The sequence below is a fragment of the Bradyrhizobium sp. SPXBL-04 genome (assembly GCF_051853035.1).
Classification (GTDB): domain Bacteria; phylum Pseudomonadota; class Alphaproteobacteria; order Rhizobiales; family Xanthobacteraceae; genus Bradyrhizobium; species Bradyrhizobium zhanjiangense.
This window is the reverse complement of record NZ_CP182472.1, coordinates 1,300,347-1,323,983: the sequence shown is the minus strand read 5'-3', so window position 1 is coordinate 1,323,983 and position 23,637 is coordinate 1,300,347. Positions and strand designations below refer to the sequence as shown.

Here is a 23,637-nt window from a genome sequence, read left to right as displayed (position 1 = left end):
GCTTAACGGAGTCTCACTGCGATCCCCGAAAACGCGCCTTTGGTTTTGGATTCATGAACGGCGCGCGGCTGTTGTCGGATCGTTAAGCCTGTCGCCGGCGATGCCGCGCTGGCGCGGCGATGCGGATTCGCGCACCAAAATCACCTGAAAATGCATCTGAGCTGTGGATAACACGATGACACGGATGTGACGGCGCGGGGCAGAGACCTGCGAATCTGCTGAGCTTGCCGTCGAGGATGTTGCGAGGCTGGCCCTCCGCCGAGCATCCCTCGTGTCGCGTTCCACCATTAACCCCTAAGAGGATACTATGGCTAAGAAAGCGAAGAAGGCGGCGAAGAAGAAGGCGAAGAAGGCCAAGAAGGCGAAGAAGAAGTAACGCGGCTTCTTTTTCTTTGCCCGGGTGGAGCCTCGCTCCGCCCGGGCGTCGGGAAGTCGAGCGTGTTTGAAGGTGGCGGGCGCAAGGCTCGCTTTTTTTTATTGGCTGAGTTTACTGATCTTCCCCCGAAAAAGTGGACGGGTTTAAGCGGCTTTTAGCTCCATCTCGATCGGGGCGATATATCCGATCGCGGAATGGAGCCGGGTGCGGTTGTAGAAGCCCTCGATGAAGGCGAAGATATCGCGCTGGGCCTCGGCGCGGGTCTGGTAGTCGCGATGGTGAACGAGCTCGGTCTTCAGGGTATGGAAGAAGCTCTCCATCGGGGCATTGTCGTAGCAATCGGCCTTGCGGCTCATCGATGCAACGATGCCGGCGCCCGTGAGAGCGTCGCGATAGGCGTGTGAGGCATACTGCACGCCGCGATCGGAGTGGTGGATCAATCCGGCCTGCGGCCGTTGCTGCTGGATGGCCATCGTCAACGCCGCGGATGCGAGTTCGACTTGCATGTGATCCCGCGTGGCCCAGCCGACGATCTTTCGACTGAAGAGATCCATGACGGCCGCCAGATACAGCCAGCCGGTTCGGGGCTTCCGCTGTGAAGTCGCGCGCGATCAGGTTCGGGGCGATCGGCAGGTCGTGACGGCTGTCGGTGGTGCGCACCCGGCGCGGCGGCGCCGTGATGGCGCGGATACCGTGCCGGCGCATCATCCGCTCGATCCGGCCGCGGCTGGCGCCACGGCCCTGCGTCCGCAGCACGGCATGGACGCGGGGACTGCCGTAGCGTCCGCTGCTGTCGTGATGGGCCTGCCGGATCGCAGCCAGCAGCGTGGCATTGGATTTGGTCCGCTGACTCGCCGGGCGATCGCGCCAGGCGTAATAGCCGGCCGGCGAGACCTCGAGCACGGCGCACATCAATCGTACCGGATAGGCGTCGCGATGGTCCTCGATGAAGCGGAAGCTCATGTCCGGGTTCCGGCAAAGATCGCGATCGACTTTTTTAAAATGTCGCGCTCCATGCGCAGCCGTTCGTTCTCCTGGCGCAACCGGGCGATCTCCGAAGCCTGGTCCGCCGACATCGGCGTCGCCTGCGTGGTGGGGCGCCACGCCGCCGATGCCGGCTGCTGCCCGGCCTTATCCACCCAGCGCCGCAGCACCGAGTCGCGCAGCCCGAGTTCCTTGCCTACCGACGTGATCGAGCGACCGCTCGACACCACCAGCTCAACGGCCTGGCGCTTGTACTCTTCGGTAAATGACCGACGTTGACGTTCCATTCGACACCTCCGGGCTCAATGAGCCTACTACAGGTGTCCACTCATTCGGAGGAGGTTCATACTCCCTCTCCCCGTTCTTACGGGGAGAGGGTTGGGGTGAGGGGCCTCTATCCCCGCATGAGATTGTCGATGGACCTGTACCCCCTCACCCGCATCCCATCTGCGATGGGATGCGACCTCTCCCCGCAAGCGGGGAGAGGTGAAGGAAGCAAGCGGGAAAACTGAAGGAAAGCCTACCTCTCCGCAAACGCAAGCTTGGCGCCGAGTGCGGCAAAGCCGGCGGCAAAGCTGCGGCGCAGCCAGGCCATGACGCGGGGACGGGAGACGACGCGCTCGCGCACCGAGGCGGCGCAGAGGCCATAGACGACGAACACGGCAAAGGTCATCGCCATGAAAGCGCCGCTCAATTCCAGCATCCGCGCCAGCACATGGGCCTCATCCAGCGCGATGAACTGCGGCAGGAAGGCGAGGAAGAAGATCGACAGTTTGGGATTGAGGATGTTGATCAGGAAGCCGGTGACGATGACGCGGCCACTCGACCGCTCCGCGATCTTGCCTTCGACCGCGAGCGCGCCTCGCTGGCGCAGCGCCTGCCAGGACATGTAGAGCAGATAGGCGACGCCGCACCATTTCAGCGCGGCGAAGGCGAGCGCGCTGGTGTGGAGCACCGCGGCAAGGCCGAGCATCGCCGCGATCATGTGCGGCACGATGCCCAGCGTGCAGCCGAAGGCCGCCGCGACGCTGGCGCGTGAGCCGCGGGTGAGCGCCGCGGCGAGCGTATAGAGCACGCCGGTGCCGGGCGAAGCGACGACGATGAGCGAGGTGAGCAGGAAGGACCAGGTCATTGGGCCGACCTTACCAGCTCGCGGCGAGAAAGCGAGCCTGCGGAATAGTCGTCAGGACATCTGCGCGATCTCGGCCTCGCGCAGCACGTCGAGCGGTGCCCAGGGTTTTGCCCAGAATTTTGCGCCGGCAGGCAAGGGCTGCTTCAAGGGACGGCCGGAGGTGACGACAACGTCGAGCTTGGGATTGCGCTCCTTGGCGACATGCGCGAGCTCGACCCCGCTCATGCTTCCGGCGAGCTGGACGTCGGTCAGCAACAGGCAAAGCGCGCCCGCGTCCTTGTCGAGGACGCGTTCGGCGTCCTCGGCGCTCTCGCACTGGATGACCTGGTAGCCGCTCTCTTCGAGAAGAAGACTCAGCATCTCCCGCTGCATGACGTCGTCTTCAACGATCAGCGCTGTTGCACGAAATGGTTGTGCCTGTCCCATCAGCGGCTCCAATATTTGCTCACGTAACACATGTTAAAGGTCCAACTCGGCCATTGTTCAGTTCCATCCTGAAAAAATGTAAATCATGGTTCCCGCTCTAAGGGCTTGGCGGGGAACCTCATGACCACGCCGAAGGGCCGCGCTGCGCATCATCAGCGGCATCGAAAAAGAACGAGCCGCGCATCCTGAGCGGCAACGACGCCGCTTCATGGATCTGCTACCGTCCGGCATCCTCCGCCGTCGTCCTGGCGAAAGCCAGGACCCATAACCACCGAATTCAATTTGACGAAGACTGGCAGTTGCTCAGCCAATGCAAGTGAATGCCAGTCGTCGCCAAACTCTTCCCTGGGGTAATGGGTCCTGGCTTTCGCCAGGACGACGATGGGGGAGAGATCGCGCGCGACTCTCCACCGTCATTGCGAGGAGCTCTTGCGACGAAGCAATCCGGGCTGCCTCTGCGGCAAGATTCTGCATTGCTTCCGCTTCGCCAAAGGCTTCGGCGGACAAGTCGCTTCGCTCGCAATGACGACCGCGGCTATCGCCCCTCACTGCCCCATCAAACGATCCGCGAAATATCCGATGGTCTTCCTGTAGACCACCGCCCTGTTCCACTCGCGCATCGCTTCGAAATTGGCGGTGCCTTCGCCGTAGGGCTGGCCCATCTTGAAGCCGCTGGTGTGGAGCAGGTTCGCGGTCGAGGCGAGCACGTCGGCGACGCTGTGGCGGAGGTCGACATGGCCGTCGCCGTCGAAATCGACGCCGTATTTGATGTAGGACGACGGCAGGAACTGGGTCTGGCCGATCTCGCCGGCATAGGCGCCGATGAGGTCGCGCAGCGGCAGGTCGCCGCGCTGCACGATCTTGAGCGCGGCGAGCAGCTCGCCCTGAAACAGATCGGTGCGGCGGCAGTCATGCGCGAGCGTCGCCAGCGTCTTGATCACCGGCAGCTTGCCGGTGTCGCCCTTGCCGAAATCGCTCTCCAGTCCCCAGATTGCCACCAGGATATAGCGCGGCACGCCGAACTGCTGCTCGATGCGTGACAGCAGCGCGGCATGGCGCTGGAGCAGCGCCCGCCCGCCGTTGATGCGGCCGGGGCCGACGCGGGTCGAGACGTACTGCTCAAAACTCTTATTGAAGGTGTGGCGCTGGCGGCGGTCGAAGGCGAGCACGGCGCCATCGGGGGTCACACCGCTGAACGCCGCATTGGTCACGCTTGCCGAGACGCCGGCTCCTTGCGCTTCTGACGCCATGGTTGCGACAAAGCTATTGAAGTCGCCGCCGCAGCGCGCGGCCTGCGCCGACCCGGCCAGACAAACGGCGAACGCGGCGGCGAGAAGCAGTCTCAGCATGTGGAGCAATCCCCCTAAAATCCTGGCGTGAAGCGGCGCGGATCATGCCCGGGAAAGCGGGAACCGTCAAAGCGGCGCGCTTGATCCGCATCAACGTGTCTCGCGCCCTGCTTTCTAGATTGCAGCGAACAGGAGAGCCGCCCAGGAGACCAGCCAATGACCGGAATTACCTTGACCGCCGAGCAGATCCGCAATGCCCCCGCACCAGTGCGGCAATGGATCGAGCAGGAGGTCATCGCCGCGCTCGGCCTCGCGCCGCGGACGCCGGCCGCCGCCCCGCCGCAGGCCGCCCATCTCGTCGCCTGTAGCGTGGAGGACATGGCCAGCGTGCTCGAGCACATCCGCGGCGTATTTCCCGCGGTGAACGTGCTGTTCGAGCTCGGCCGTCCCGGCATCAGCTTTGGCCAGCCCGCGGTGATGATGGTCCGCCTGATGGACATCCTGCACCACACGCGACTTCAGGACGTTGGCCAGGTCATGACCTGCCTGGAGATGATCAACCAGGCGCTGACCGAGGTGAAGAAGGACCCGTCGGTGCGGTTTTGCGGTTTCGACAATGAGGGCCACTGCCTGATTGCGCCGCAGACGCAGGTGAGCATCGCAACGCTGTGGCAGACCATGATGGAGCGGCAGCAGGCGGCGCAGGAGCCCGAGGCCGACAGCCGGGTTGCGCCTGCGGCGTGAGATAAAGGGCGGCGCAAACCCCGGTCGTTTCGGGGCGCGTCGCGAGGACGAATGAGAAACGAGCCGCTATGATGCCAATGGTCGGACGACGCGTTCGACTTCTGCATCAAGTGCCCGTGAGGCAATCACCCATGTCCCACCGCCAGCGGCCTTTTCATCCACCTCGCGGCGCCCTCCTCCGCATCCCCCTCTTCCGCCTGCTCGCCATCAACCTCGCGATCGGCGCCTGCGCTGCGGCGCTGCTCGTCGGCGGACTGCTCTGGCTCAATCCCGGACATCTGCGCGAGCTGATCTTCGCCGACCGTTCGCCCGGCATCGCGCTTGCGCTGCTGCTCGCGTCCTTCCTCATCACCTTCGGCTCCGCCGCGATGGGCAGCGCGATCATGGCGCAGGGTCGCAAGGAAGAGCGCAGCGGGCATGACGGCGGACACGGATCGCGGCTCGCCGCGCAGGAACTTGCGCCGCGCAGGCGCACACCCTGAGATATGCGGGGGTGATGGAACTCGCTTTTGCACATCGGATCACATCACCTGCACGCAGGCGGGAAGGCGTGCAGGTTGGCGCGCTTTGCTACAAAGCGCGCCAGCCGCGCTGCATTGCGATGGCCTGAGAGATGAACAAATTGATTTAATGATCCAAGCAATTGTTGCGACGCGCTTCAAAACCGCATGCCGCGACCAACGCATATCTGATGCGCCCGCTGCGACATCAACGCCGCCACGATTTGACTTGCCATCGCAGGGCATGTTCTATAGTCTTCTATTTTAAGTTGTCGCCCCGCCAGCCCCGGGCGACACTGAAGACCAAATAAACGGCGGGCTTTGCGGCCCGCCGTTTATTGAGGCTGAGAGGCGCGGCAGGCGCTTGGCAATCGCGGCTCCATTGTTGGTCAATCTAACGCTCCGGCGCGACGCTGATGTCGATAACAGCCGAAGTCATTTGACTGCGGCCTCCTGATCGACGACAAGCCGCCATGGCCAAAAAACCCGGAACCAATCCCAAAGGCGAGTTCGCCTTTTTCAACGTCGTCTATGAAGACGGCTCACAACGCTCCAACCGCCGCGTGCCCGCTGAGCTGCTCGGCGGTCTCGACGGCGACGAGCCCGCGCGCGGCTTCATCATGGAGCAAGACCGCGAGATCGCCGAGAAGTCTGGGCGGCCTGCGCTCGAGATCAAGCGGATCGAGCGGGTCGGGGCGAAGAAGAAGTAGGCCTTCAGCTTCTCCACGTCATTGCGAGCGCAGCGAAGCAATCTAGAAATGCCTCTGCGGAAAGACTCTGGATTGCTTCGCTGCGCTCGCAATGACGACAAAACAAAAACGGCGGGCCAACGCCCGCCGTTTTGCTTTGGATCGCTGCCTACGATCAATTATCCAAAAAGCTCCGCAGCTTCCGCGACCGCGACGGATGCTTCAGCTTGCGCAGCGCCTTCGCTTCGATCTGGCGGATACGCTCGCGCGTCACCGAGAACTGCTGGCCGACTTCTTCCAGCGTGTGGTCGGTGTTCATGCCGATGCCGAAGCGCATGCGCAGGACGCGCTCTTCGCGCGGGGTGAGCGAGGCCAGCACGCGCGTGGTGGTCTCGCGCAGGTTGGACTGGATCGCGGCGTCGATCGGGAGGATCGCGTTCTTGTCCTCGATGAAATCGCCGAGATGTGAATCCTCTTCGTCACCGACCGGCGTCTCCAGCGACAGCGGCTCCTTGGCGATCTTGAGGACCTTACGGACCTTCTCCAAGGGCATGCCGAGCTTCTCGGCGAGCTCTTCCGGGGTCGGCTCGCGGCCGATCTCGTTGAGCATCTGGCGGGACGTGCGCACGATCTTGTTGATCGTCTCGATCATGTGCACGGGGATGCGGATGGTGCGCGCCTGGTCGGCGATCGAGCGGGTGATCGCCTGCCGGATCCACCACGTCGCGTAGGTCGAGAACTTGTAGCCGCGGCGGTACTCGAACTTGTCGACCGCCTTCATCAGGCCGATGTTGCCTTCCTGGATCAGGTCGAGGAACTGCAGGCCGCGGTTGGTGTATTTCTTCGCGATCGAGATCACGAGACGGAGGTTGGCTTCCACCATCTCCTTCTTGGCCTGGCGTGCTTCGCGCTCGCCCTTCTGCACGGAGTGCACGATCTTGCGGAATTCGACGATCTCGAGGCCGGTCAGCGCGGCAAGCTGATGCACCTCGTGGCGGAGGTCCTTGATGCGGTCCTTCTCGTGGTGGACGAAATTCTTCCAGCCCTTGGCCGACAGCTTTGAGACACGATTGAGCCAGCGCGGGTCCAATTCAGAACCGGTGTAGTTGCGCAAAAAGTCTTCGCGCGCGACGCCGTGGCTGTCGGCAAGACGCATCAGGCGGCCCTCGTGCGAGACGAGGCGCTTGTTGATGTCGTAGAGCTGCTCGACGAGGCTGTCGATGCGGGCCTGGTTGAGGCGCAACGACTTCACCTCGACGATGATCTCGTCCTTCAGCTTCTTGTACTTGCGCTCCTGGTGCGGCGAGAGCGACTCGTTCTGGAGCTGGTTCTGGATGTCCTGCTCCTGAAGCTTGCGCAGCTTCTTGTAGCTGTCGGCGATCTTGTCGAAGATCTCGACCACCTTCGGCTTGAGCTCGGCCTCGATCGCCGCGAGCGACATCTGGTTCTCGAACTCGTCGTCGTCCATGTCGGCTTCGGCCGCGGCCTCGCCCGGATCCTTCTCCTCGCCGGCCTCAGCGCCGGCGGCGGCCGGTGCGGCACGGAACGGGGTCGGCGACGGGGGCGCAGCGGGCGGGGCGACATGCGCGGGGGCAGCTGTGGACGCGGTGGCGTCGCCACCCTCGGCTGAGGCTTCGCCGCTCTCGCCGTTGGGCCCGGCGATCATCGCGGTGTTCATGCCGCCCTTGGCGTCGGGGCCGGCATAGGTCGCTTCGAGATCGATGATGTCGCGGAGGAAGATCTTGCCTTCGTTGAGTTCGTCACGCCAGATGATGATGGCCTGGAAGGTCAGCGGGCTTTCGCAGAGCCCTGCGATCATCGCCTCGCGGCCGGCCTCGATGCGCTTGGCAATGGCGATTTCGCCTTCGCGGGAGAGCAGCTCGACCGTGCCCATCTCGCGCAGATACATGCGCACGGGATCGTCGGTGCGCTCGCCCGGCTCGCTCTTCTTGACCTCGGTGACGGCCTTCTGGGTGACCTCGACGAGCTCGTTATCGGTCTCGTCGTCGGCCTCGTCCTTCTCGTCCTCGCCTTCGGTGTCCTCGGCTTCGGTGACGTTGATGCCCATGTCCGAGAGCATCGACATGATGTCCTCGATCTGTTCGGGCGAGGTCTGGTCGGACGGCAAGACTTCGTTGAGCTGATCGAAGGTCACGAAGCCGCGCTTCTTGGCCTGCTTGATCATCTTCTTCACGGCGGCGTCGGACAGGTCGAGCAAGGGCGAGGGCGCGTCCTGGGAGTCCTTCTCCGGCGCATCCGCTGCCTTGTCGTCTTTTTCCTTGTCCTTCGCCTGCAGCGTCTTTGCCTTGGTGGCCATCCATTGCTCCTAAACGCGCTTCAATGCAGACGGCGCGCCCCGCCTGCCTGAATTCACATGAACCTGTTGCTCGACGCTCTCGCTTCGGCAGCTCTCGACACGGAAAGGGCGGCGCACATGTCTCTCGCCACCCCCAACTTTCTCTCGCCGGATTTGCCTAACGCTTCGTGAGCCTCTTTGCCGCAGCGGATGCAGGTGTAGTGCCAACAGTGTTCGCGCGGATTCATTCCTGACGCGTCTGTTCTGCCTGCGGCCGCCTCTGGGCCAAAGTGCTACAAGACCGTTAAGCCTCGATTAACCCTGTTTTTGCCGCCAAACCCAGGATTTGGCGAGTCTTTTAGCGGTTTCGGCCGCGGCCGTCCGCATGATTCTTCATCACATGCTCTTCTGGAGCCGGCCCGACAGCTCACCAAAACCCTCGATCAGGGCCTCGGTACCGTCGACTTCGCCTATCCGAGCCTTGACGTCACGCAGCCATGCCAAATTGACCTCGCTGGGGTCCTCCCCCAAGGCCAGCTCGGCGTCTTTCAGCTCTCTAAGTAGTGAATGCCATTGCCGATGCAAGGCAACCAGCTGATGCCAGGTGGCAAGAACGTCGTCCCGCGCCGCGCCGTCGCGGGCGCCCCACACCGCCGCGGTCGTGATACCGTTCTCAACCCTTTGAAGTGTTTGAGAAAATCCGCCCTTTTCGAGATCGGCGCGCATCTTCTCGGCCTGCTCGCCGGGGTCCGCTGAGTGGTGATGGTCGTTGGCAAAGGCGGCGATGATGCCGGCCCTGAGCTTATGAGCTTCGGGATGGGCCAGCTCCAGGGCCGCCACCTCCTCGAGGTGCTCATGCAGCAGCCAGGGGTGGTTGATCAGGCATTGCAGGATCAGGGCCTCCCGGCGGGAGATGGCGCTGCGCTGGCCGCGCATGATCGGGCTCGCCGCCAGCTGCGGGCTCGCCGCCTGGTAGGGGCCGGAGGGCAGCGGCACGGGACCGGGCGGGCCGCGGCGGCCTCCACCAAATCCCTGGCCACCGAATCGATTCGCCCCTCCCCCGCCCCTGGGCTGAAAGGACCGACCGGAATTGCCGCGGAAATTGCCCCGGCCACCAAAGCCGCCGCGCCCGCCCTCGGGCGCAAAGGCGCGCTGCAGCCGGTCGGCGAAGTCGTCGCGGTAATAGCGCCGCACCACCTCGTCGCGGATGCCGTTGGACAGCTCCTTGATGCGCGCCTCCAGTGCGGCGCGGCGCTCGGGCGTGGCGAAATTGCCGCCTTCGAGCTCGCGCGACCAGATCATGTCGGCGAGCGGACGTGCCGCCGCGATCACCTCCTCGATCGCGCCGCGCCCGCCCGAGCGCACGAGATCGTCGGGGTCCTGCCCCTCCGGCAGCAGCGCAAAGCGCAGGCTCTTGCCGGGTGCGAGGAAGGGCAGCGCGAGGTCGGCGGCGCGATACGCCGCCTTCTGTCCGGCGCGGTCACCGTCGAAGCACAGGATCGGCTCGTCCGCCATTTTCCAGAGCAGCGCGAGCTGGCTTTCGGTGAGCGCGGTGCCGAGCGGCGCGACGGCGCCTGCGAAGCCCGCGGTGACCATGGCGATGACGTCGACATAGCCTTCGACCACGATCAGCGGCGCGCCGTTGTGGGATGCGGCGCGCGCGGTCTTGTGGTTGTAGAGATTGTCGCCCTTGTGGAAGAGCGGCGTCTCCGGCGAGTTCAGATATTTGGCCGGAACGTCCTTCTCCAGCGCGCGCCCGCCGAAGGCGATGACGCGGCCGCGCAAATCGGTGATCGGAAACATCACGCGGTCGCGGAAGCGATCGTACGGCACGGGAATGTCCTCGCCGCCCACGAGCAGGCCGGTCTCGACCATGTCGTCGACGGAGACGCCGAGCTTGCCGAGATGCTCCTTCAGCGCGAAGCGGTCGGGCGAGGCATAGCCGAGGCGGAACTGCAATTGCGTCGCCGGCGAGATGGCGCGGTCGGCGAGATAGCCGCGCGCTTTCGCCCCCACGCGCGAGGCCAGCGTCTCCGCAAAGAATTTTGCCGCAAGATCCATCACGTCATGCAGCGATTTGCGCCGCTGCTCGTGCCGGGCCGCATCTGGCGTCACCGCCGGCAGCGGCAGACCCGCCATGCCCGCGAGCCGCTCGACGGCCTCCGCGAACGGCACGCCGTCGGTCTCCATCACGAAGGTGATGATGTCGCCGTGCTTGCCGGAGGAGAAGTCGTGGTAAAATCCCTTCTGGTCGTTGACGTAGAAGGACGGCGTCTTCTCCTGCTGGAACGGCGACAGCCCCTTCCACTCCCGCCCCGCCTTCTTCAGCTTGACGCGCTTGCCCACGACTTCGGAGACCGAAAGCCGGGCACGAAGCTCGTCGAGGAATTGAGGCGTGAAGCGCATGGCGTGTGTGTAGCGCGAAACCGTGTGAGTCGGGCGAAAGGTTAGGGATATAGGTGCGGCTGGGCTAAAGGCTAGGTTTGTCGGGCTTATCCGGGTTATTCGACCTATGCACAGGCCATTCCGTCGTTGCTGGGATCGCGTCCGGAGATGACGGAGGCCGCGGAAAAGCTTGAACCGCGCCCGGTTCCACGCTTCCATACCCCCATGTTCAGGACCTTTCGAGGTGGCCAGAGCGGGGGCTGGCGTGTGACCTCGATTTCGCCTGTGACGGGCGAGCCCCTGCCCTTCGTGCCGGCGCTGTCGGTCACCGACAGCGAAGCCGTCTCATTGCCGCTGGTGCCCTCGCGCAATGCCTGGCGGCTGGTCGGCGTCACGAGCAGCTTGCGTTACACCGAGCGGCCCGAGAAGGAGCAGCTCGTAGCTGTGCAGGCCGGCCTCGGCCGGTTAGAGGCGACCAGCGCAGCGCTGATCCCGATCCGCAAGTCGCAGGCCTGGTGGGAGCTGACGCAGGAAGAGCGCCGCAAAATCTTCGAGGACAGATCGCACCACATCGCGAGCAGCCTGCGCTACCTGCCCGCGATCGCGCGGCAGCTCTATCACTGCCGCGACCTCGGCGAGCCCTTCGACTTCCTCACCTGGTTCGAGTTCGCTCCGGTTCATGCCGCGCTGTTCGAAGAGCTCGTGGCGATGCTGCGACGGACCGAGGAATGGAGTTACGTCGAGCGTGAAGTCGATTTGCGCATGGTGAAGGAGGTGCTGTCGGCTTAGTGATCGAGGAAGCGGCCGGACTCGATGCGCGGCAGATCAGTGACGGGCCAGTTGTAGATGTAGGTCCAGGCCTTCTCGGTGGTGCCGTCTGGCAGCGTCACGTCGATCAGCCTGCGCAGATATTCGGTCGGCTCCGGAAAGCCCTCGCCGCACGCCTCATACATGTCGAGCTCGCGCAGGAGTTCGTCGCCGGCCCGCAAGTGAAAGAGCTCGCCATGGACGATGTCGGACGGCGCGTCCGACAGCAGCAGCCCCGGATAATGCTTCACCAGGACGAGCCTGCCGCGGCAGGTCGCTTCCCCCAGGAAATCCGCATGCGCCGAGAGCAGTCGCGCCATCGGATGATCGAAGCCGCGCATCAGGGTGCCGTAGACGAAGAGACGATCGGTGGTCATGGGGAATCTATAGCTGGCAACGATGCGGAACGACAGCGCCGCATATTCGCTGTCGTCCTGGCGAAGGCCAGGACCCATAGCCACCGAACGCAGCAATGGGCAATCTGATCGTCCCAGCTTCGGGCCGCACGGGCAGCCGGGGTAATGGGTCCTGGCCTTCGCCAGGACGACGATGTGTAGGCAATGACGCTCTCAACGGCATCCTCGGTGAAGCATGGTGATTTGAAGCGAACCAACCTATACCGATTTCCATCCGACTTTCGGGGCGACTTTTTCCATAGGCAATCAGGATGGCTTTAGACACCGCCGACGCGACCGATCAGCTCCTCGGCGAGGGCGACATTGCGCCAGTGCATGAGGTGAATACGGGCGGCCAATCGCCCTTCCTGCTCACCGCGGATCACTACGGACGGGTGCTGCCGCGCGCGCTCGGCGATCTCGGCGTCGCGGAAAGCGATCTTGTCAGGCACATTGCCTGGGACATCGGCATTGCCGGCGTCGCCGAGCGGCTCGCAAAAATGCTCGACGCGCATCTGATCGCGCAGCGCTACTCGCGGCTCGTGATCGATTGCAACCGCCCGCCCGCCGTGGCGAGCTCGATTCCCGTGATCTCCGAAGCCACCGCGATTCCGCGCAACGAGGGCATTTCGGAATGGGAGCGCGAGGCGCGGCGGCGCGAGATTTTTGTGCCCTATCATCATCGCATCGACGCCACGATTGCCCGCCGCCTGCGCGGCAAGCAACCGACGGTGTTGGTGTCGCTGCACAGTTTTACGCCGGTCTATGCCGGCGGCGCGCGGCCCTGGCACATCGGCGCCCTGTATAACCGCGACACCGTGCTGCCGCAGCTGCTCTTGAAACATCTCCGCGCTGAAAGCGATCTCGTCGTCGGCGACAACGAGCCTTATGCGGTGAGTGACCACACCGACTACACCATTCCCGTGCACGGCGAGGCGCGCGGCCTCGTCAACACCGGCATCGAGATCCGCCAGGATCTGATCGCCGATCAGTCCGGCCAGCGGCAATGGGCCGAGCGGCTGGCGCGGATCTTTGCCGAGATCGAGGTCGAGCTGAAGGCGGAGCTGTTGGTGTAGGCTTCACTTGGCCCTGGTCAGCGCCAGCCAGATGCCACCGCCGATCATGAAGCCGCCGGAGATGCGCGACATCATGCGCGTGCGGCGCGCCGAGAAGAATTTGCGGGCGCGTCCGGCGGCGATGGCGTAGAGCGCGTCCGTCATGACCGCCGTGACCATGAAGGTTGCGCCCAGCAGCGCGACTTGCGGAACGTGCGGCTGGTTCATGTCCATGAACTGCGGGATGAAGGCGCCGAAGAACACCAGGACTTTCGGGTTCGACAGCAGCACCAGGAATCCTTGCAGGAAGAAGCCGCCGCGCGGCGGCGGAGGCGGCGCGTCGACGCCGACGCCCTCGACCGGCGCCCAGATCAGCCTGATGCCGAGCCAGACCAGATAAGCGGCGCCGGCAAAGCGCACCCAGTCGAACCAGTAGCCCATGGTCGCCATCAGCGAGGTCAGGCCGACCGCGACGACGCCGATCACGATGGCGAGACCCGCCTGCGCGCCGGCAACATTGGTCAGTGCTGCACGCGTGCCGTGGCGCAGGCCGTTGGCGATGACGAGGGTGACGATCGGCCCCGGCAGCAGCGCCAGCGCAATGCAGGCGGCGACGAAGGCGAGATAGGCTTGCATGGACATCATGGGGGAGGACTCGCTGCGGTTTGTGCGCATTAATGCATGGGAAGGGCAGGAACGGAAGGCTCCTCAATCACAGCCCATGCCCCGCAGAGGCGGGGCATCCAGCAAGCCGCGGCCTCTCCGTATCCCCACCAGCGTCTCTGGAATACTGGATCCCCGCCTTCGCGGGGAATGACAGCGGAGAATGTGGAAGCGGCGCACCAACATCACCTTCCATCGAGCGCAGCGACCATCCATTGCTTCATCTCCTCCGTTTCCAGAAACGCTAGCGTCGCGCGCTGCAAGTCGTTCGCATCGCCCGCGCCTTGCGCGACCGCGACGAGCAGATCGCAGCGGCGCGAGACGGCGATACCGATCGCGGCGCGACGAGCGCCATCGTACATGTCGAGATCGTAGCGCCTTGCGCGACCGCGCATCTCGCCAAACCCCACCTCCTCACCCGGTGCGGCCGCCGCAAACCGCGGGCTGATCAGATCGACGTCCGCAACACGATCCACCTCATCATCGTCGGCGACACCGCGGTCGCAATTGCAGAAGCCCCGCTTGGCGCGCACGTAGACCTCGGTGCCCGCGCAGGCGCCGTCGCAGCGGAATGCACGGCCCACCGGCCAGCCATCGCGTGGAAACGGCCAGGCGATCTCGCGCCAATGCGCCAAGTCCTGCATCGGCGGCGGCGCGAATTGGTAGGCCGCGACACCGGACACACCACACGCGATCATCACGGCCGCGATCGCCGCCGCGCGCCGCATCGTCAATTCTTCGGCAGGCCGGCGACGGTGCGCGCCGGTCCTGTCAGCTCGAGGATATGCAAGCCGGTATTGGCGCGATCGACGATGTAGATGTAGCCACGGTGGTCGGTTTCGACATTGTTGGTCTGGATCGCGACCTTGCAGCGCTCGCCGCCCTCGACGGGGATGCAACGCTTGTCGGTGGCAGCCGTGATCGACGGAATGAAATAGCCGACTTCCTTGGGGTGATAGGGATCGCGGATGTCGAGCGCGCGCACGCCGGCATTGAAGAAGGCGATGAAGGCCATCTTCTTGTAGTAGACCGGCGCCATGCTCTCGTTGGAGGAATGCGAGCCGAAGCGGCCGCCGCGCTGGCAGAACTGCCCGCTCGCCTCCGGCACAGTGTAGCTCGAGATCATCATCGGCCGCGCCTCGGTGGTGACGTCGGCGAACCAGACCATCTGCCGCGCCTCGCCGCATTCGTTCAAGATCGCCTCGTCCACGATCATCACGATGTCGCGGGTCTTGCCGTCCTTGTCCTCGGCGAACTCGGCGATGGGCATGTCGAGCATCGGGAACGTGGTGTGCGCGCCGTTGAAGGCCGACATCGGCATACGCGAAATCTCGGGATAGCGCAGATTGTCCGCCGTCGGCTCCTTCGGCCCGTTCAAGAGCTTTTCGCGATCGACGATCTGCAGGATGCCGCCCTTGTTGGTGCCATAGCCGAAATAGACGCGATTGCCATCGGGCCCGGTCGAGATCGGACCGTGCAATTCGGTCGGCACCGCGCCGGTCGAACCGGGCTCCTGTCCGGGCAGGCCGAAGTCGCGGATCTTCTGCGGATGCGCGGGATCGGAGAGATCATAGACCTGCGTCATCCGCCGCGTGCGCCAGTCCGGTGCGCCCGAGACCAGGAAGGCAATGCCGGTATCGCACTCCCACCAGCTCTTATGCGTGTCCTTCAAGCCGCCGATGCGGCTGATGAGCACGGGGCTGGCGGGATCGGTGACGTTCCAGATCTCATGCGCCTCGCTGCCGAAGGTGCGCAGCATGTAGACAGCGTTTGGATCGCCCTTCGGCAACGCCTTGCCGTCGCAGACCCGCACCATCTGCGCGCCGCCGGATTCGTACTTGCCTTCCTGCCCCGGCAGATGCCGCAGATATTTTGGATGCGCGGGATCGGTGACGTCGACAATGGACGTTCCATTCGGTTCGGCCTTGCCGGTCATCGGGTTGACGGGCGCGGGCACGTCGTCAGTGCCGCCGTGATGGCCGATATAGGCGATCCAGCGATCGCCCTGATGATGGATGGTCGGCTGATAGGCGCTGCGCGCCTGGAGATCGTTGGTGCCGACCAGCTTCATGTTGGAAGATTCCGGCGGCGCGCCGATCACTTGCTGCTTCTGGGCGTGAACGGCCGTGCTGCCGGCAAAAAAGACGAGGCAGGCAGCAGTCAAGACGCAACGGAACATGAAGTCCTCCCGGAACCAATCTGCGTTGGCTGAGGTGCGAGGCTAACACGGCGGATTGCGCGCGACCAAAACACGATTTCTCAAGCCGCACTTGACATGCAACTTCTCAAGCCGCGCTTGACATGCAACCATTTGGTTGCCTATTATCACGGCATGGATGAGGTCTTCAAAGCGCTCGCCGATGCGTCACGACGCTCGCTCTTGGACAGGCTTCACGCCCGGAACGGCCAGACGCTGAACGAGCTCTGCGAGGGACTTGCGATGACGCGTCAGGCCGTGACCAAGCACCTTGCCATTCTGGAGGAGGCCAACCTCGTCACCACCATCAGGCATGGCCGCGAGAAGCTGCACTATCTCAACCCCGTGCCGATCCATCAGATCGGCGAACGCTGGATCAGGAAGTTCGAGCGCGGCAAGCTCGCCGCGCTCAGCGAGTTGAAACGTCAGTTGGAGAAGCGCGATGAGTAAGCCGGAGTTCGTCTACGTCACCTATATCGAGACCACGCCGGAGAAGCTTTGGGAGGCGCTGACCAACAGCGCGTTCACGCGGCAGTACTGGTTCGACACCGAAGTCAGGTCCGATTGGAAGGTCGGCTCGCCCCTCGCCCTCGTGATGGGCGGCAAGGTCACGGACACCGGCGAGATCCTCGAGGCTGACCGGCCGCGGCGGCTCTCCTATACGTTCAAGCACGAGCTGATGGAGGAGATGCGGAACGAGGCGGCGACGAAAGTCGTTTTCACCATCGTGCCTCACGGCAATCTCGTGAAGCTGACGGTGACGCATGAAGGCTTCGCCGCCGGCAGCAAGCTGCTCGACGGCATCTCCAAGGGTTGGCCCGCGATCCTGTCAGGGCTCAAGAGCCTGCTGGAGACCGGCAAGGCGCCCACCATTCCGCCCGCCGCACTCGGCATCGAAGGATTTCAATGATGAGTCTCGATCAATTCACGCCGCTCACCGTCTACACCATCTACATCGCCTCCACGCCCGAGAAGGTATGGGAGGCGCTGACCTCGGCGAAGTTCAGCCGGCAGTATTTCTTCGGCAATGCCGTCGAGGTCGAGCCACGGCTCGGCGGTGCCTTCATCGTGCGCACGCCCGACGGCGCCGTGCACATCAGCGGCGAGGTTCTCGCCTACGATCCGCCGCAAAAACTCGCGGTCACGTTCAACGTCAACTGGCCCGATCTGATCGAGAAGCTCGGCCCGACCCTCGTCACCTACGAGATCGAACAGGTCGGCGATGCGGTCCGGCTCACCATGAGCGAAGGCCACGATCGCCCGCTCAGCGATGATATTCTTGCAGGCGGGCGCTCCGGCTGGCCGGCGATCCTGTCCAGCCTCAAGAGCCTGCTCGAGACCGGCAAGCCGCTGGTCGTCAAGCTCGGCCCGCCGCAACGGATGCTCGATGCGCTGAAGGCGATGGGGATCAAGACGCCGTAGCTGCGGCAATCTCCGCTGTCGTCCTGGACAAGTGCCGCGAAGTGGCGCGCAGATCCAGGACCCATTGCCACCAAAGCCGATTTGACGAAGGCTGGTCATGACCAGTTCGCGCCAAACTGCTCCCCGGGGTAATGGGTCCTGGCTTTCGCCAGGACGACTATGGAATCGGCACCACAAGCCGCCGATAGAGATGCCAGGTCGCGTGCCCCAGCACCGGTAGCGTCACGATCAAGCCGAGAAAATAAGGCAGCGCGGAGACGATCAGCAGCATCACGATCACCGCGGCCCATGAGATCATCGGCAGCGGGCTCATCACCACCGCGCGCACGCTCGTCACCATGGCCGTGACGAAATCGACGTCGCGGTCGAGCAGCAGCGGAAACGACACCACGGTCAGCGAGAACAGGATCAGCGACAGCACGGCACCGACCGCGTTGCCGATGGCGAGGAACAGTAAGCCCTCGTTGGTCGTCAACACCACCGTCATGAATTCCTGAAGGCTCGAGAACGAGGCATGCAGGCCGAGCAGCAGCGCGATCAGGAGCCGCACCTGGTACATCCAGACCACGAACACGAACAGCGTCACGAACGCCATCCAGCCGATTTCGCTGCGCGAGCGCACCGCAGACCAGATCGCGCCGAAGGAGACCGGCTCGCCGCGCTCGCGGCGGCGGCTGACCTCATAGAGACCGATCGCGACGAACGGTCCGATCAGCGCGAAGCCCGCCGCCAGGGGATAGACCAGATAGACCATGCCGAAGGCGGTGAGGCACAGCATGATGACGATGCCGCCGGCGGCATAGAGCGCGCCGAAGCAGACGCCGTAGAGCGGCAGCGCCTGGAAATCGCGCAGGCCCTCGACCAGCGCCTCGGCGATGTCGGTCGCCACGACCGGACGCACCACCGGATCAACCTTGCCCGAGATGGACATCAGCTTCCTCCCTCACGCGATCTTCGCCGCGTGTTGTTGGGCTGATGTTAGCTCGCTCTCGCGATCCTTGCATTGGAAGAGTTGACGGTCGGCTGATACCGCCATCCGCCACCGGAAAACGTAGCGCTTGTCAGGCGCGCGATGTGAGCAGCAGCGCCACACCGAGATTTGCCACGAACAGAGCCGCATCGACGACGAAGATCCTGAGCATCGGGCCTTTCAGCACGGGCCAGTAGGCCACCCCGACGCGGCCGCCGCGCATCAGCACCGGAACGTTGTAGGCGAACTGGCTGAAATGGCAGGCGGCGAAGAACAGGAACAGCGCGAGCTGGGCTTCGACCGGCTGGAAGAAGGACGGACGCGCGGCCAGAAGATAGAACGACAACAGTCCGATCGGTAGATTCATCCCGCCCAGGAACGCGACGCTGGCCGCCAGGGTCGGCGCGATCGGGTTGCTACGCTCTTCCCGCGGCAGCAGGATCTTCAGCGTGTTGCGCTGGGCGATGCTGAACTGGATGAAGGCGCCGACGAACCAGAGCGTGTTGAGGAGCAGAACGATATCCGAAATGCGCATGACTATTTTCCGTAAAAGGCTTCGCTGCGCACCACACGGCCCGCATCGTCGAAGTCCATGAACTCGCTGGCGCGTGTGTCGCCAAGCTGCCACCACACGGTCAGTCGCGCGATCGCCTCATCCCAGCTCCAGCCCAGGATCTTCAGGTCGGCGCTCTCGATGTGGCCATAGGCCTTCCGCCAATAGGCGCGGATGTTCTCGGCGCCCGTGACGAGTGGAGAGCCCGTCAGTGTGAGAGCAAGAGGACTGCGCATCTGCGCATTGTCGGCAAAATGCGCGACGACCGCATCGATATCGACCCTGCACCAGCTCGCGCACCATGCCGCGACAAAGCGTTCGATGGTCGCGCGATTCATTGCCTGTGCCCCCATGATCGGCGTCCTCCCTGGCTCGTTGGCCGGGAAAATGGCAAAGCCAGAACCTCATGTCAACTATATTGACTTGAGATTACGATTAGTTGTTGTCGGCGATCGCCTCCATGACGCCCATCCATGCCGCCGTACCCGGCGCGCCGACGCGGTCGAACGCTTCGCGCAGCACCTTGCGTTCGTGGTCCGATGCCCTTTGCTCGATGCGTTGTCCCGCCGTCGTGAGGCGCAGCAGTTTCGAGCGATGCTGCTCGGGCGAGCGCTTCGACGTCACGAGCTTGCGCTCCAGCAGCAGGTTGAGCGGCCGGTTGAGGGCTTGCTTGGAAATGCCGAGGATCTCGATCAGCGACCCGATCGCGATATCGGGCCGGCGCGCCACCACGTAGAGGATGCGGTGGTGCGGACGCGACAGGCCCTGCTTCGCAAGATATGCGTCGGCCTCCAGCGTCATGCCGCGCCAGCCGTAGTACATCAGCTCCAGCGCCGCATCCAGCTCGTGCAGCTTCGGCAGCGAGGCGCGGCGAAGCCCCGCGGCTTGAGGCGTCTTTGCCATTGTCGGAAGCTAACCTTTTGCCCGCAGCTCACGCCGCAACACCTTGCCGGTGGCGGTCATCGGCAGCGTCTCTGCGAACGCGACGAAGCGGGGATATTCGTGGGCGGCGAGCTGCACCTTCACGAACTCCTGGATTTCGCGCGCGAGCGCGTCGCTGGCGGTAAAGCCGGGGCGCAGCACGATCCAGGCCTTGATCGATTCGGTGCGGATCGGATCGGGAATGCCGACCACAGCGGCCATCGCCACCGACGGATGCTTCATCAGCGTGTGCTCGATCTCGGACGGGCCGACGCGATAGCCGGCGGTGGTGATGACGTCGTCCTCGCGGCTGACATACCAGAAATAGCCGTCCTCATCCTGCACGCCGAGATCGCCGGTGAGCAGGAATTCGCCGGCATATTTCTTCGCCGTCGCCTCCGGGTTGCGCCAATATTCGAGCATGGTGACGGGACATGGCTGGCGCACGCCGATGATGCCGCGCTGTCCGCGCTTCTGCTCTTCGCCCTTGTCGTTGACGATGCGGACGTCGAAGCCCGGCGTCGCCTTGCCCATCGCGCCGGGTCGGATCGGGAACAGGTTGGAGTTGCTGCCGATCACGAGATTGCACTCGGTCTGGCCGAAGACTTCGTGCGCATCGATGCCGAAGGTGTCGCGCACCCAGCCGAGCAATTCGCCACCCAGAGACTCGCCGCCGGTAAAAATGCTGCGCAGCTTCACACCCGGATGTTTCACACCGGCCTGCCGCATCAGCTTCAATGCGGTCGGCGGCAGGAAGACGTTGCGCACGCCGAGGTCCGCCATCATCTGCATCGCTGCCTGCGGCTCAAATTTGCGCGCACGATGACCGACCAGGGGAATGCCGTGATACCAGAACGCCAGCAGGCCGTTGACGAGGCCGCCGATCCAGGCCCAGTCCGCCGGCGTCCACATGAGATCGCCGGGGCGCGGCAGGAAGTTGTGGCACATCTCGACGTTCGGCAGATGGCCGAGCACGACGCGGTGCGCATGCAGGGCGCCCTTGGGGTTTCCGGTCGTGCCCGAGGTATAGATGATCAGCGCGGGATCATCGGCGGAGGTATCGACCCGCGTGAAGTCGGGCGAGGCTGCCTTGACCGCGTCCCAGAATGATTTCGCGCCCTCAGGTGCGCGCTCGCCGACGACATAGACATTCTTCAGCTCCGGCAGGCGATTGCGGATCTTTGCAAGCTTGTCCCAGCCGCCCTCGTCCGTGACGATCGCCTTGGCCTCGGAATTCGACAGGCGGAATTCCAGCGCGTCCTCGCCGAACAGCGCGAACAGCGGGATCGAGATCAGGCCTGCACGGAAAGCCGCCATGTGCACGATCGGCAGCTCGAGCGACTGCGACAGGAACACCGCGACGCGGTCGCCGCGCGCAAGTCCATCCGCCGTCAGCACATTGGCGAAGCGGCGCGACATCTCGGCGACCTCGTCAAAGGACGTGCGCGTGGTGGCGCCGTTGTCATCGAGATAGATCAGCGCGAGCCGGCCCGTGCCATCGGCATGACGATCGCAGCACGCCTCCGCCATGTTGAAGCGCGCGGGGATGTCCCAGCGGAAATTGCGATAGAGCTCGTCGTAGGTTGCGGCTTCGGTGAGCATGGGGTCGTTTCCGCGGTCGGCGTCATGGCCGGGCTTGTCCCGGCCAGCCACGTTCTTGTTCGTTGCCACCAGTTTAAGGCCATGGATGCCCGGGACAAGCCCGGGCATGACGCGCGAAGCGCCGGCAGCCGAAGGCCGCCTATGCCACCCTCTCCACAAAGGGAAGAGGGGAAGAACGAGCTAGCCCGACAGCGCGGCCTTCACCAGGCCGGACGCCTTGCCGAAATCCATCTGTCCGGCGTATTTCGCTCGCAATACCGCGATCACCTTGCCCATGTCCTTCATGCCGGCGGCGCCCGTTTCAGCGATCGCATCCGCGATCGCCTTCTTCACCTCGTCGTCCGACATCTGCTTCGGTAGGTACGCCGAGATCACCGCGATCTCCTCGCGCTCCTGGGCGGCGAGCTCGGCGCGGCCACCCTTGTCGTAGAGCTCGACCGCCTCCTGGCGCTGCTTGATCATCTTCTGCAGCACGGCGAGGATGTCGGCGTCCGACAGCGGCGGCTTGCCGCTGCCGCGCGCGTCGATGTCGGCATTCTTGATGGTCGAGTTGACCATGCGCAGCGTGGACAGCTTGCGCTCGTCCTTGGCCTTCATGGCCTCCTTGACCGCATTGTTGATGTCGTCGCGCAGCATGGTCGGATCCTCTCAATCTGTCGCGCCTGATCTAAGCCGTTCGCGGGCAAGAGGCCATACCGGACCGGCCGCCGGTGCATTGTTTCCTTGCCAGGGCTCGAAATGGCTCAAAATTGCCAGTTCCGGCTTAAGTACCTGAAGCCGCCCGCCAAATATGCAAAAACGCATGTGAATCCGGCCTCTCCCGCTTTGACGGCGGCGTTTGCGCAGACTATGAAACGCGCTCATGACACAACATGACAACGATCCCGCCTGGCCGGACCACAAACCGACCGCGCTCCTCGTGCTTGCCGATGGCACGGTGCTCGAAGGCTTTGGTCTCGGCGCCGAAGGCCACGCCGTCGGTGAAGTCTGCTTCAACACCGCGATGACCGGCTATGAGGAGATTTTGACCGATCCCTCCTATGCCGGCCAGCTCATCACCTTCACCTTCCCGCATATCGGCAATGTCGGCACCAATGAGGACGACATCGAGACGGTGAACATGGCGGCGACGCCCGGCGCGCGCGGCGTGATCCTGCGCACCGCGATCACCGATCCCTCAAACTACCGCGCCACCAAGCATCTCGACCAGTGGCTGAGGGCCCGCGGCATCATCGGCCTCTCCGGCATCGACACCCGCGCGCTGACCGCGCTGATCCGCTCGAAGGGCATGCCCAACGCCGTGATCGCCCATTCCAGGACCGGCGAGTTCGACCTGCATGGCCTCAAGGAAGAGGCGCGCGAATGGCCGGGCCTCGAAGGCATGGACCTCGTGCCGATGGTCACCTCCGGCCAGCGCTTCACCTGGGACGAGACGCCCTGGCTGTGGGACAAGGGTTTTGGCCGCCAGGACGAGCCGGAGTTCAACGTCGTCGCCATCGACTACGGCATCAAGCGCAACATCCTGCGCCTGCTCGCCGGCGTCGGCTGCAAGGTGACGGTGGTGCCGGCGACGACCTCGTCCGAAGACATTTTGGCGATGAAGCCGGACGGCGTGTTTCTGTCGAATGGCCCTGGCGATCCCGCCGCCACAGGCAAATATGCCGTGCCCGTCATCCGGGACGTGATCAAGTCGGGCACGCCGACCTTCGGCATTTGCCTCGGCCACCAGATGCTCGGCCTCGCCGTCGGCGCCAAGACCAAGAAGATGCATCAGGGCCATCACGGCGCCAATCATCCCGTCAAGGATGAGACCACCGGCAAGGTCGAAATCACTTCGATGAACCACGGCTTTGCCGTGGACGAGACGACGCTGCCGAGGGGAGCGACGCAGACCCACATCTCGCTGTTCGACGGCTCCAATTGCGGCATCCAGCTCGACGGCAAGCCGGTGTTCTCGGTGCAGTACCACCCTGAGGCATCCCCGGGTCCGCGCGACTCGCACTATCTGTTCCAGCGCTTCGCGGAGCTGATGCGGCAGAAGAAGAGCGCTTGAGGCACACTGCGGCTCTCGTGCCCCGGGCGCAGTGCAGCGCGCCGCTTTTCGCGGCGTGATGCGCTGCTGAACCGGGGCATTCTGGGTCCCGGCTCTGCGAAGCAGCGCTTCGCGCTGCATCGCGTCTGGGACACGAACGGAACGCATTGCGGGCGACTCCGGTTGAACGAGCACGCGT

Annotated in this window: 24 protein-coding genes and 1 pseudogene; 9 read left to right on the top strand and 16 right to left on the bottom strand. The window is 64.1% G+C overall.

The annotated features are described in order from the left end of the window. Positions 1 to 519 precede the first annotated feature (519 nt). From ACNJX8_RS06260 to ACNJX8_RS06245, 4 genes and pseudogenes are all read right to left on the bottom strand, one after another. A pseudogene (locus ACNJX8_RS06260) lies at positions 520 to 1,647 on the bottom strand (IS3 family transposase). 233 nt (positions 1,648 to 1,880) lie between these two features. After that, positions 1,881 to 2,492, bottom strand: coding sequence for a LysE family translocator (locus ACNJX8_RS06255; RefSeq protein ID WP_439359924.1), 612 nt, complete (start codon positions 2,490 to 2,492; stop codon positions 1,881 to 1,883). A 51-nt stretch (positions 2,493 to 2,543) separates the two neighbouring features. Next, entirely contained in the window at positions 2,544 to 2,918 is a 375-nt protein-coding gene (locus ACNJX8_RS06250) for a response regulator (protein ID WP_439359923.1), read from the bottom strand. Positions 2,919 to 3,463: 545 nt separating this feature from the next. After that, positions 3,464 to 4,267, bottom strand: a complete 804-nt coding sequence (locus tag ACNJX8_RS06245) for a lytic murein transglycosylase (protein ID WP_439359922.1) — start codon at positions 4,265 to 4,267, stop codon at positions 3,464 to 3,466. Positions 4,268 to 4,423: 156 nt separating this feature from the next. Here ACNJX8_RS06245 and ACNJX8_RS06240 point away from each other — a divergent pair, with 156 nt between their 5' ends. The 3 genes from ACNJX8_RS06240 (at position 4,424) to ACNJX8_RS06230 (ending at position 6,161) form a co-directional block, all read left to right on the top strand. After that, on the top strand, positions 4,424 to 4,951 hold the full coding sequence (locus ACNJX8_RS06240) for a hypothetical protein (protein ID WP_128947282.1): 528 nt from the start codon (positions 4,424 to 4,426) through the stop codon (positions 4,949 to 4,951). A 131-nt stretch (positions 4,952 to 5,082) separates the two neighbouring features. After that, on the top strand, positions 5,083 to 5,433 hold the full coding sequence (locus tag ACNJX8_RS06235) for a hypothetical protein (protein ID WP_128947283.1): 351 nt from the start codon (positions 5,083 to 5,085) through the stop codon (positions 5,431 to 5,433). A gap of 491 nt (positions 5,434 to 5,924) precedes the next feature. Beyond that, on the top strand, positions 5,925 to 6,161 hold the full coding sequence (locus tag ACNJX8_RS06230; protein WP_128931503.1) for a hypothetical protein: 237 nt from the start codon (positions 5,925 to 5,927) through the stop codon (positions 6,159 to 6,161). A gap of 154 nt (positions 6,162 to 6,315) precedes the next feature. On the opposite strand, the gene rpoD is transcribed toward ACNJX8_RS06230, so the two are convergent. Together rpoD and dnaG are read right to left on the bottom strand one after the other, a co-directional pair. Beyond that, positions 6,316 to 8,457 (bottom strand): RNA polymerase sigma factor RpoD, encoded by a 2,142-nt coding sequence (rpoD, locus tag ACNJX8_RS06225; protein ID WP_439359921.1) that lies wholly within the window; start codon positions 8,455 to 8,457, stop codon positions 6,316 to 6,318. Between the two features lie 375 nt (positions 8,458 to 8,832). Then, complete coding sequence (gene dnaG, locus ACNJX8_RS06220) at positions 8,833 to 10,842, bottom strand: DNA primase (protein WP_439359919.1); 2,010 nt, start codon at positions 10,840 to 10,842, stop codon at positions 8,833 to 8,835. 204 nt (positions 10,843 to 11,046) lie between these two features. Between dnaG and ACNJX8_RS06215 the strand changes: the two genes are divergently transcribed. Beyond that, positions 11,047 to 11,610 carry a chlorite dismutase family protein gene (locus ACNJX8_RS06215; protein ID WP_128931500.1) on the top strand — a complete coding sequence of 188 codons (564 nt, stop codon included), beginning with the start codon at positions 11,047 to 11,049 and terminating at the stop codon, positions 11,608 to 11,610. On the opposite strand, the gene ACNJX8_RS06210 is transcribed toward ACNJX8_RS06215, so the two are convergent. Then, positions 11,607 to 12,005: a gamma-glutamylcyclotransferase family protein gene (locus ACNJX8_RS06210; protein ID WP_128941614.1), complete on the bottom strand. Its 399-nt coding sequence runs from the start codon at positions 12,003 to 12,005 to the stop codon at positions 11,607 to 11,609. The two genes, ACNJX8_RS06215 and ACNJX8_RS06210, sit on opposite strands and share 4 nt — an antisense overlap. 290 nt (positions 12,006 to 12,295) lie before the next feature. Between ACNJX8_RS06210 and ACNJX8_RS06205 the strand changes: the two genes are divergently transcribed. Next, entirely contained in the window at positions 12,296 to 13,099 is an 804-nt protein-coding gene (locus ACNJX8_RS06205) for an N-formylglutamate amidohydrolase (RefSeq protein ID WP_439359918.1), read from the top strand. A gap of 3 nt (positions 13,100 to 13,102) precedes the next feature. On the opposite strand, the gene ACNJX8_RS06200 is transcribed toward ACNJX8_RS06205, so the two are convergent. From ACNJX8_RS06200 to ACNJX8_RS06190, 3 genes are all read right to left on the bottom strand, one after another. Continuing rightward, the gene (locus ACNJX8_RS06200) at positions 13,103 to 13,723 is read right to left on the bottom strand and encodes a LysE family translocator (protein WP_176946147.1); all 621 of its coding nucleotides are present in this window, start codon (positions 13,721 to 13,723) and stop codon (positions 13,103 to 13,105) included. Positions 13,724 to 13,926: 203 nt separating this feature from the next. Continuing rightward, positions 13,927 to 14,469, bottom strand: coding sequence for a hypothetical protein (locus tag ACNJX8_RS06195; RefSeq protein WP_439359917.1), 543 nt, complete (start codon positions 14,467 to 14,469; stop codon positions 13,927 to 13,929). Positions 14,470 to 14,471: 2 nt separating this feature from the next. Next, on the bottom strand, positions 14,472 to 15,920 hold the full coding sequence (locus tag ACNJX8_RS06190; RefSeq protein WP_439359916.1) for an LVIVD repeat-containing protein: 1,449 nt from the start codon (positions 15,918 to 15,920) through the stop codon (positions 14,472 to 14,474). A gap of 153 nt (positions 15,921 to 16,073) precedes the next feature. On the opposite strand from ACNJX8_RS06190, the gene ACNJX8_RS06185 reads away from it, so the two are divergent. From ACNJX8_RS06185 to ACNJX8_RS06175, 3 genes are read left to right on the top strand one after another with little or no spacing between them, the layout of a single operon-like run. Then, positions 16,074 to 16,388 (top strand): ArsR/SmtB family transcription factor, encoded by a 315-nt coding sequence (locus ACNJX8_RS06185; RefSeq protein ID WP_091898771.1) that lies wholly within the window; start codon positions 16,074 to 16,076, stop codon positions 16,386 to 16,388. Next, complete coding sequence (locus ACNJX8_RS06180; RefSeq protein WP_439359915.1) at positions 16,381 to 16,848, top strand: SRPBCC family protein; 468 nt, start codon at positions 16,381 to 16,383, stop codon at positions 16,846 to 16,848. Before ACNJX8_RS06185 ends, ACNJX8_RS06180 begins: the two co-directional genes overlap by 8 nt. Beyond that, positions 16,848 to 17,360: an SRPBCC family protein gene (locus tag ACNJX8_RS06175; protein WP_439361814.1), complete on the top strand. Its 513-nt coding sequence runs from the start codon at positions 16,848 to 16,850 to the stop codon at positions 17,358 to 17,360. The genes ACNJX8_RS06180 and ACNJX8_RS06175 overlap by 1 nt, the downstream gene beginning before the upstream one ends. Positions 17,361 to 17,517: 157 nt before the next feature. Here the strand turns inward: ACNJX8_RS06175 and ACNJX8_RS06170 are convergent, their stop codons facing one another. The 6 genes from ACNJX8_RS06170 to ACNJX8_RS06145 form a co-directional block, all read right to left on the bottom strand. Next, positions 17,518 to 18,291, bottom strand: a complete 774-nt coding sequence (locus ACNJX8_RS06170) for a DUF2189 domain-containing protein (protein ID WP_439359914.1) — start codon at positions 18,289 to 18,291, stop codon at positions 17,518 to 17,520. A 130-nt stretch (positions 18,292 to 18,421) separates the two neighbouring features. Further along, positions 18,422 to 18,865 carry a hypothetical protein gene (locus tag ACNJX8_RS06165; protein ID WP_439359913.1) on the bottom strand — a complete coding sequence of 148 codons (444 nt, stop codon included), beginning with the start codon at positions 18,863 to 18,865 and terminating at the stop codon, positions 18,422 to 18,424. A 2-nt stretch (positions 18,866 to 18,867) separates the two neighbouring features. Then, positions 18,868 to 19,236: a YybH family protein gene (locus ACNJX8_RS06160; RefSeq protein ID WP_128931492.1), complete on the bottom strand. Its 369-nt coding sequence runs from the start codon at positions 19,234 to 19,236 to the stop codon at positions 18,868 to 18,870. An 82-nt stretch (positions 19,237 to 19,318) separates the two neighbouring features. Continuing rightward, positions 19,319 to 19,786 (bottom strand): MarR family winged helix-turn-helix transcriptional regulator, encoded by a 468-nt coding sequence (locus ACNJX8_RS06155; RefSeq protein ID WP_439359912.1) that lies wholly within the window; start codon positions 19,784 to 19,786, stop codon positions 19,319 to 19,321. A gap of 9 nt (positions 19,787 to 19,795) precedes the next feature. Further along, complete coding sequence (locus ACNJX8_RS06150) at positions 19,796 to 21,406, bottom strand: acyl-CoA synthetase (RefSeq protein WP_439361813.1); 1,611 nt, start codon at positions 21,404 to 21,406, stop codon at positions 19,796 to 19,798. A gap of 180 nt (positions 21,407 to 21,586) precedes the next feature. Next, positions 21,587 to 22,042: a GatB/YqeY domain-containing protein gene (locus tag ACNJX8_RS06145; protein WP_128931490.1), complete on the bottom strand. Its 456-nt coding sequence runs from the start codon at positions 22,040 to 22,042 to the stop codon at positions 21,587 to 21,589. 226 nt (positions 22,043 to 22,268) lie between these two features. Here ACNJX8_RS06145 and carA point away from each other — a divergent pair, with 226 nt between their 5' ends. Then, positions 22,269 to 23,459, top strand: a complete 1,191-nt coding sequence (gene carA, locus ACNJX8_RS06140; RefSeq protein ID WP_091898753.1) for a glutamine-hydrolyzing carbamoyl-phosphate synthase small subunit — start codon at positions 22,269 to 22,271, stop codon at positions 23,457 to 23,459. Positions 23,460 to 23,637 lie beyond the last annotated feature (178 nt).

Bases quoted from the DNA above. Each gene is read 5' to 3' on its own strand.
- ACNJX8_RS06255 (WP_439359924.1), bottom strand. From the start codon at position 2,492: ATGACCTGGTCCTTCCTGCTCACCTCGCTCATCGTCGTCGCTTCGCCC.
- ACNJX8_RS06250 (WP_439359923.1), bottom strand. From the start codon at position 2,918: ATGGGACAGGCACAACCATTTCGTGCAACAGCGCTGATCGTTGAAGAC.
- ACNJX8_RS06245 (WP_439359922.1), bottom strand. From the start codon at position 4,267: ATGCTGAGACTGCTTCTCGCCGCCGCGTTCGCCGTTTGTCTGGCCGGG.
- ACNJX8_RS06240 (WP_128947282.1), top strand. From the start codon at position 4,424: ATGACCGGAATTACCTTGACCGCCGAGCAGATCCGCAATGCCCCCGCA.
- ACNJX8_RS06235 (WP_128947283.1), top strand. From the start codon at position 5,083: ATGTCCCACCGCCAGCGGCCTTTTCATCCACCTCGCGGCGCCCTCCTC.
- ACNJX8_RS06230 (WP_128931503.1), top strand. From the start codon at position 5,925: ATGGCCAAAAAACCCGGAACCAATCCCAAAGGCGAGTTCGCCTTTTTC.
- rpoD (WP_439359921.1), bottom strand. From the start codon at position 8,457: ATGGCCACCAAGGCAAAGACGCTGCAGGCGAAGGACAAGGAAAAAGAC.
- dnaG (WP_439359919.1), bottom strand. From the start codon at position 10,842: ATGCGCTTCACGCCTCAATTCCTCGACGAGCTTCGTGCCCGGCTTTCG.
- ACNJX8_RS06215 (WP_128931500.1), top strand. From the start codon at position 11,047: ATGTTCAGGACCTTTCGAGGTGGCCAGAGCGGGGGCTGGCGTGTGACC.
- ACNJX8_RS06210 (WP_128941614.1), bottom strand. From the start codon at position 12,005: ATGACCACCGATCGTCTCTTCGTCTACGGCACCCTGATGCGCGGCTTC.
- ACNJX8_RS06205 (WP_439359918.1), top strand. From the start codon at position 12,296: ATGGCTTTAGACACCGCCGACGCGACCGATCAGCTCCTCGGCGAGGGC.
- ACNJX8_RS06200 (WP_176946147.1), bottom strand. From the start codon at position 13,723: ATGATGTCCATGCAAGCCTATCTCGCCTTCGTCGCCGCCTGCATTGCG.
- ACNJX8_RS06195 (WP_439359917.1), bottom strand. From the start codon at position 14,469: ATGCGGCGCGCGGCGGCGATCGCGGCCGTGATGATCGCGTGTGGTGTG.
- ACNJX8_RS06190 (WP_439359916.1), bottom strand. From the start codon at position 15,920: ATGTTCCGTTGCGTCTTGACTGCTGCCTGCCTCGTCTTTTTTGCCGGC.
- ACNJX8_RS06185 (WP_091898771.1), top strand. From the start codon at position 16,074: ATGGATGAGGTCTTCAAAGCGCTCGCCGATGCGTCACGACGCTCGCTC.
- ACNJX8_RS06180 (WP_439359915.1), top strand. From the start codon at position 16,381: ATGAGTAAGCCGGAGTTCGTCTACGTCACCTATATCGAGACCACGCCG.
- ACNJX8_RS06175 (WP_439361814.1), top strand. From the start codon at position 16,848: ATGAGTCTCGATCAATTCACGCCGCTCACCGTCTACACCATCTACATC.
- ACNJX8_RS06170 (WP_439359914.1), bottom strand. From the start codon at position 18,291: ATGTCCATCTCGGGCAAGGTTGATCCGGTGGTGCGTCCGGTCGTGGCG.
- ACNJX8_RS06165 (WP_439359913.1), bottom strand. From the start codon at position 18,865: ATGCGCATTTCGGATATCGTTCTGCTCCTCAACACGCTCTGGTTCGTC.
- ACNJX8_RS06160 (WP_128931492.1), bottom strand. From the start codon at position 19,236: ATGGGGGCACAGGCAATGAATCGCGCGACCATCGAACGCTTTGTCGCG.
- ACNJX8_RS06155 (WP_439359912.1), bottom strand. From the start codon at position 19,786: ATGGCAAAGACGCCTCAAGCCGCGGGGCTTCGCCGCGCCTCGCTGCCG.
- ACNJX8_RS06150 (WP_439361813.1), bottom strand. From the start codon at position 21,406: ATGCTCACCGAAGCCGCAACCTACGACGAGCTCTATCGCAATTTCCGC.
- ACNJX8_RS06145 (WP_128931490.1), bottom strand. From the start codon at position 22,042: ATGCTGCGCGACGACATCAACAATGCGGTCAAGGAGGCCATGAAGGCC.
- carA (WP_091898753.1), top strand. From the start codon at position 22,269: ATGACACAACATGACAACGATCCCGCCTGGCCGGACCACAAACCGACC.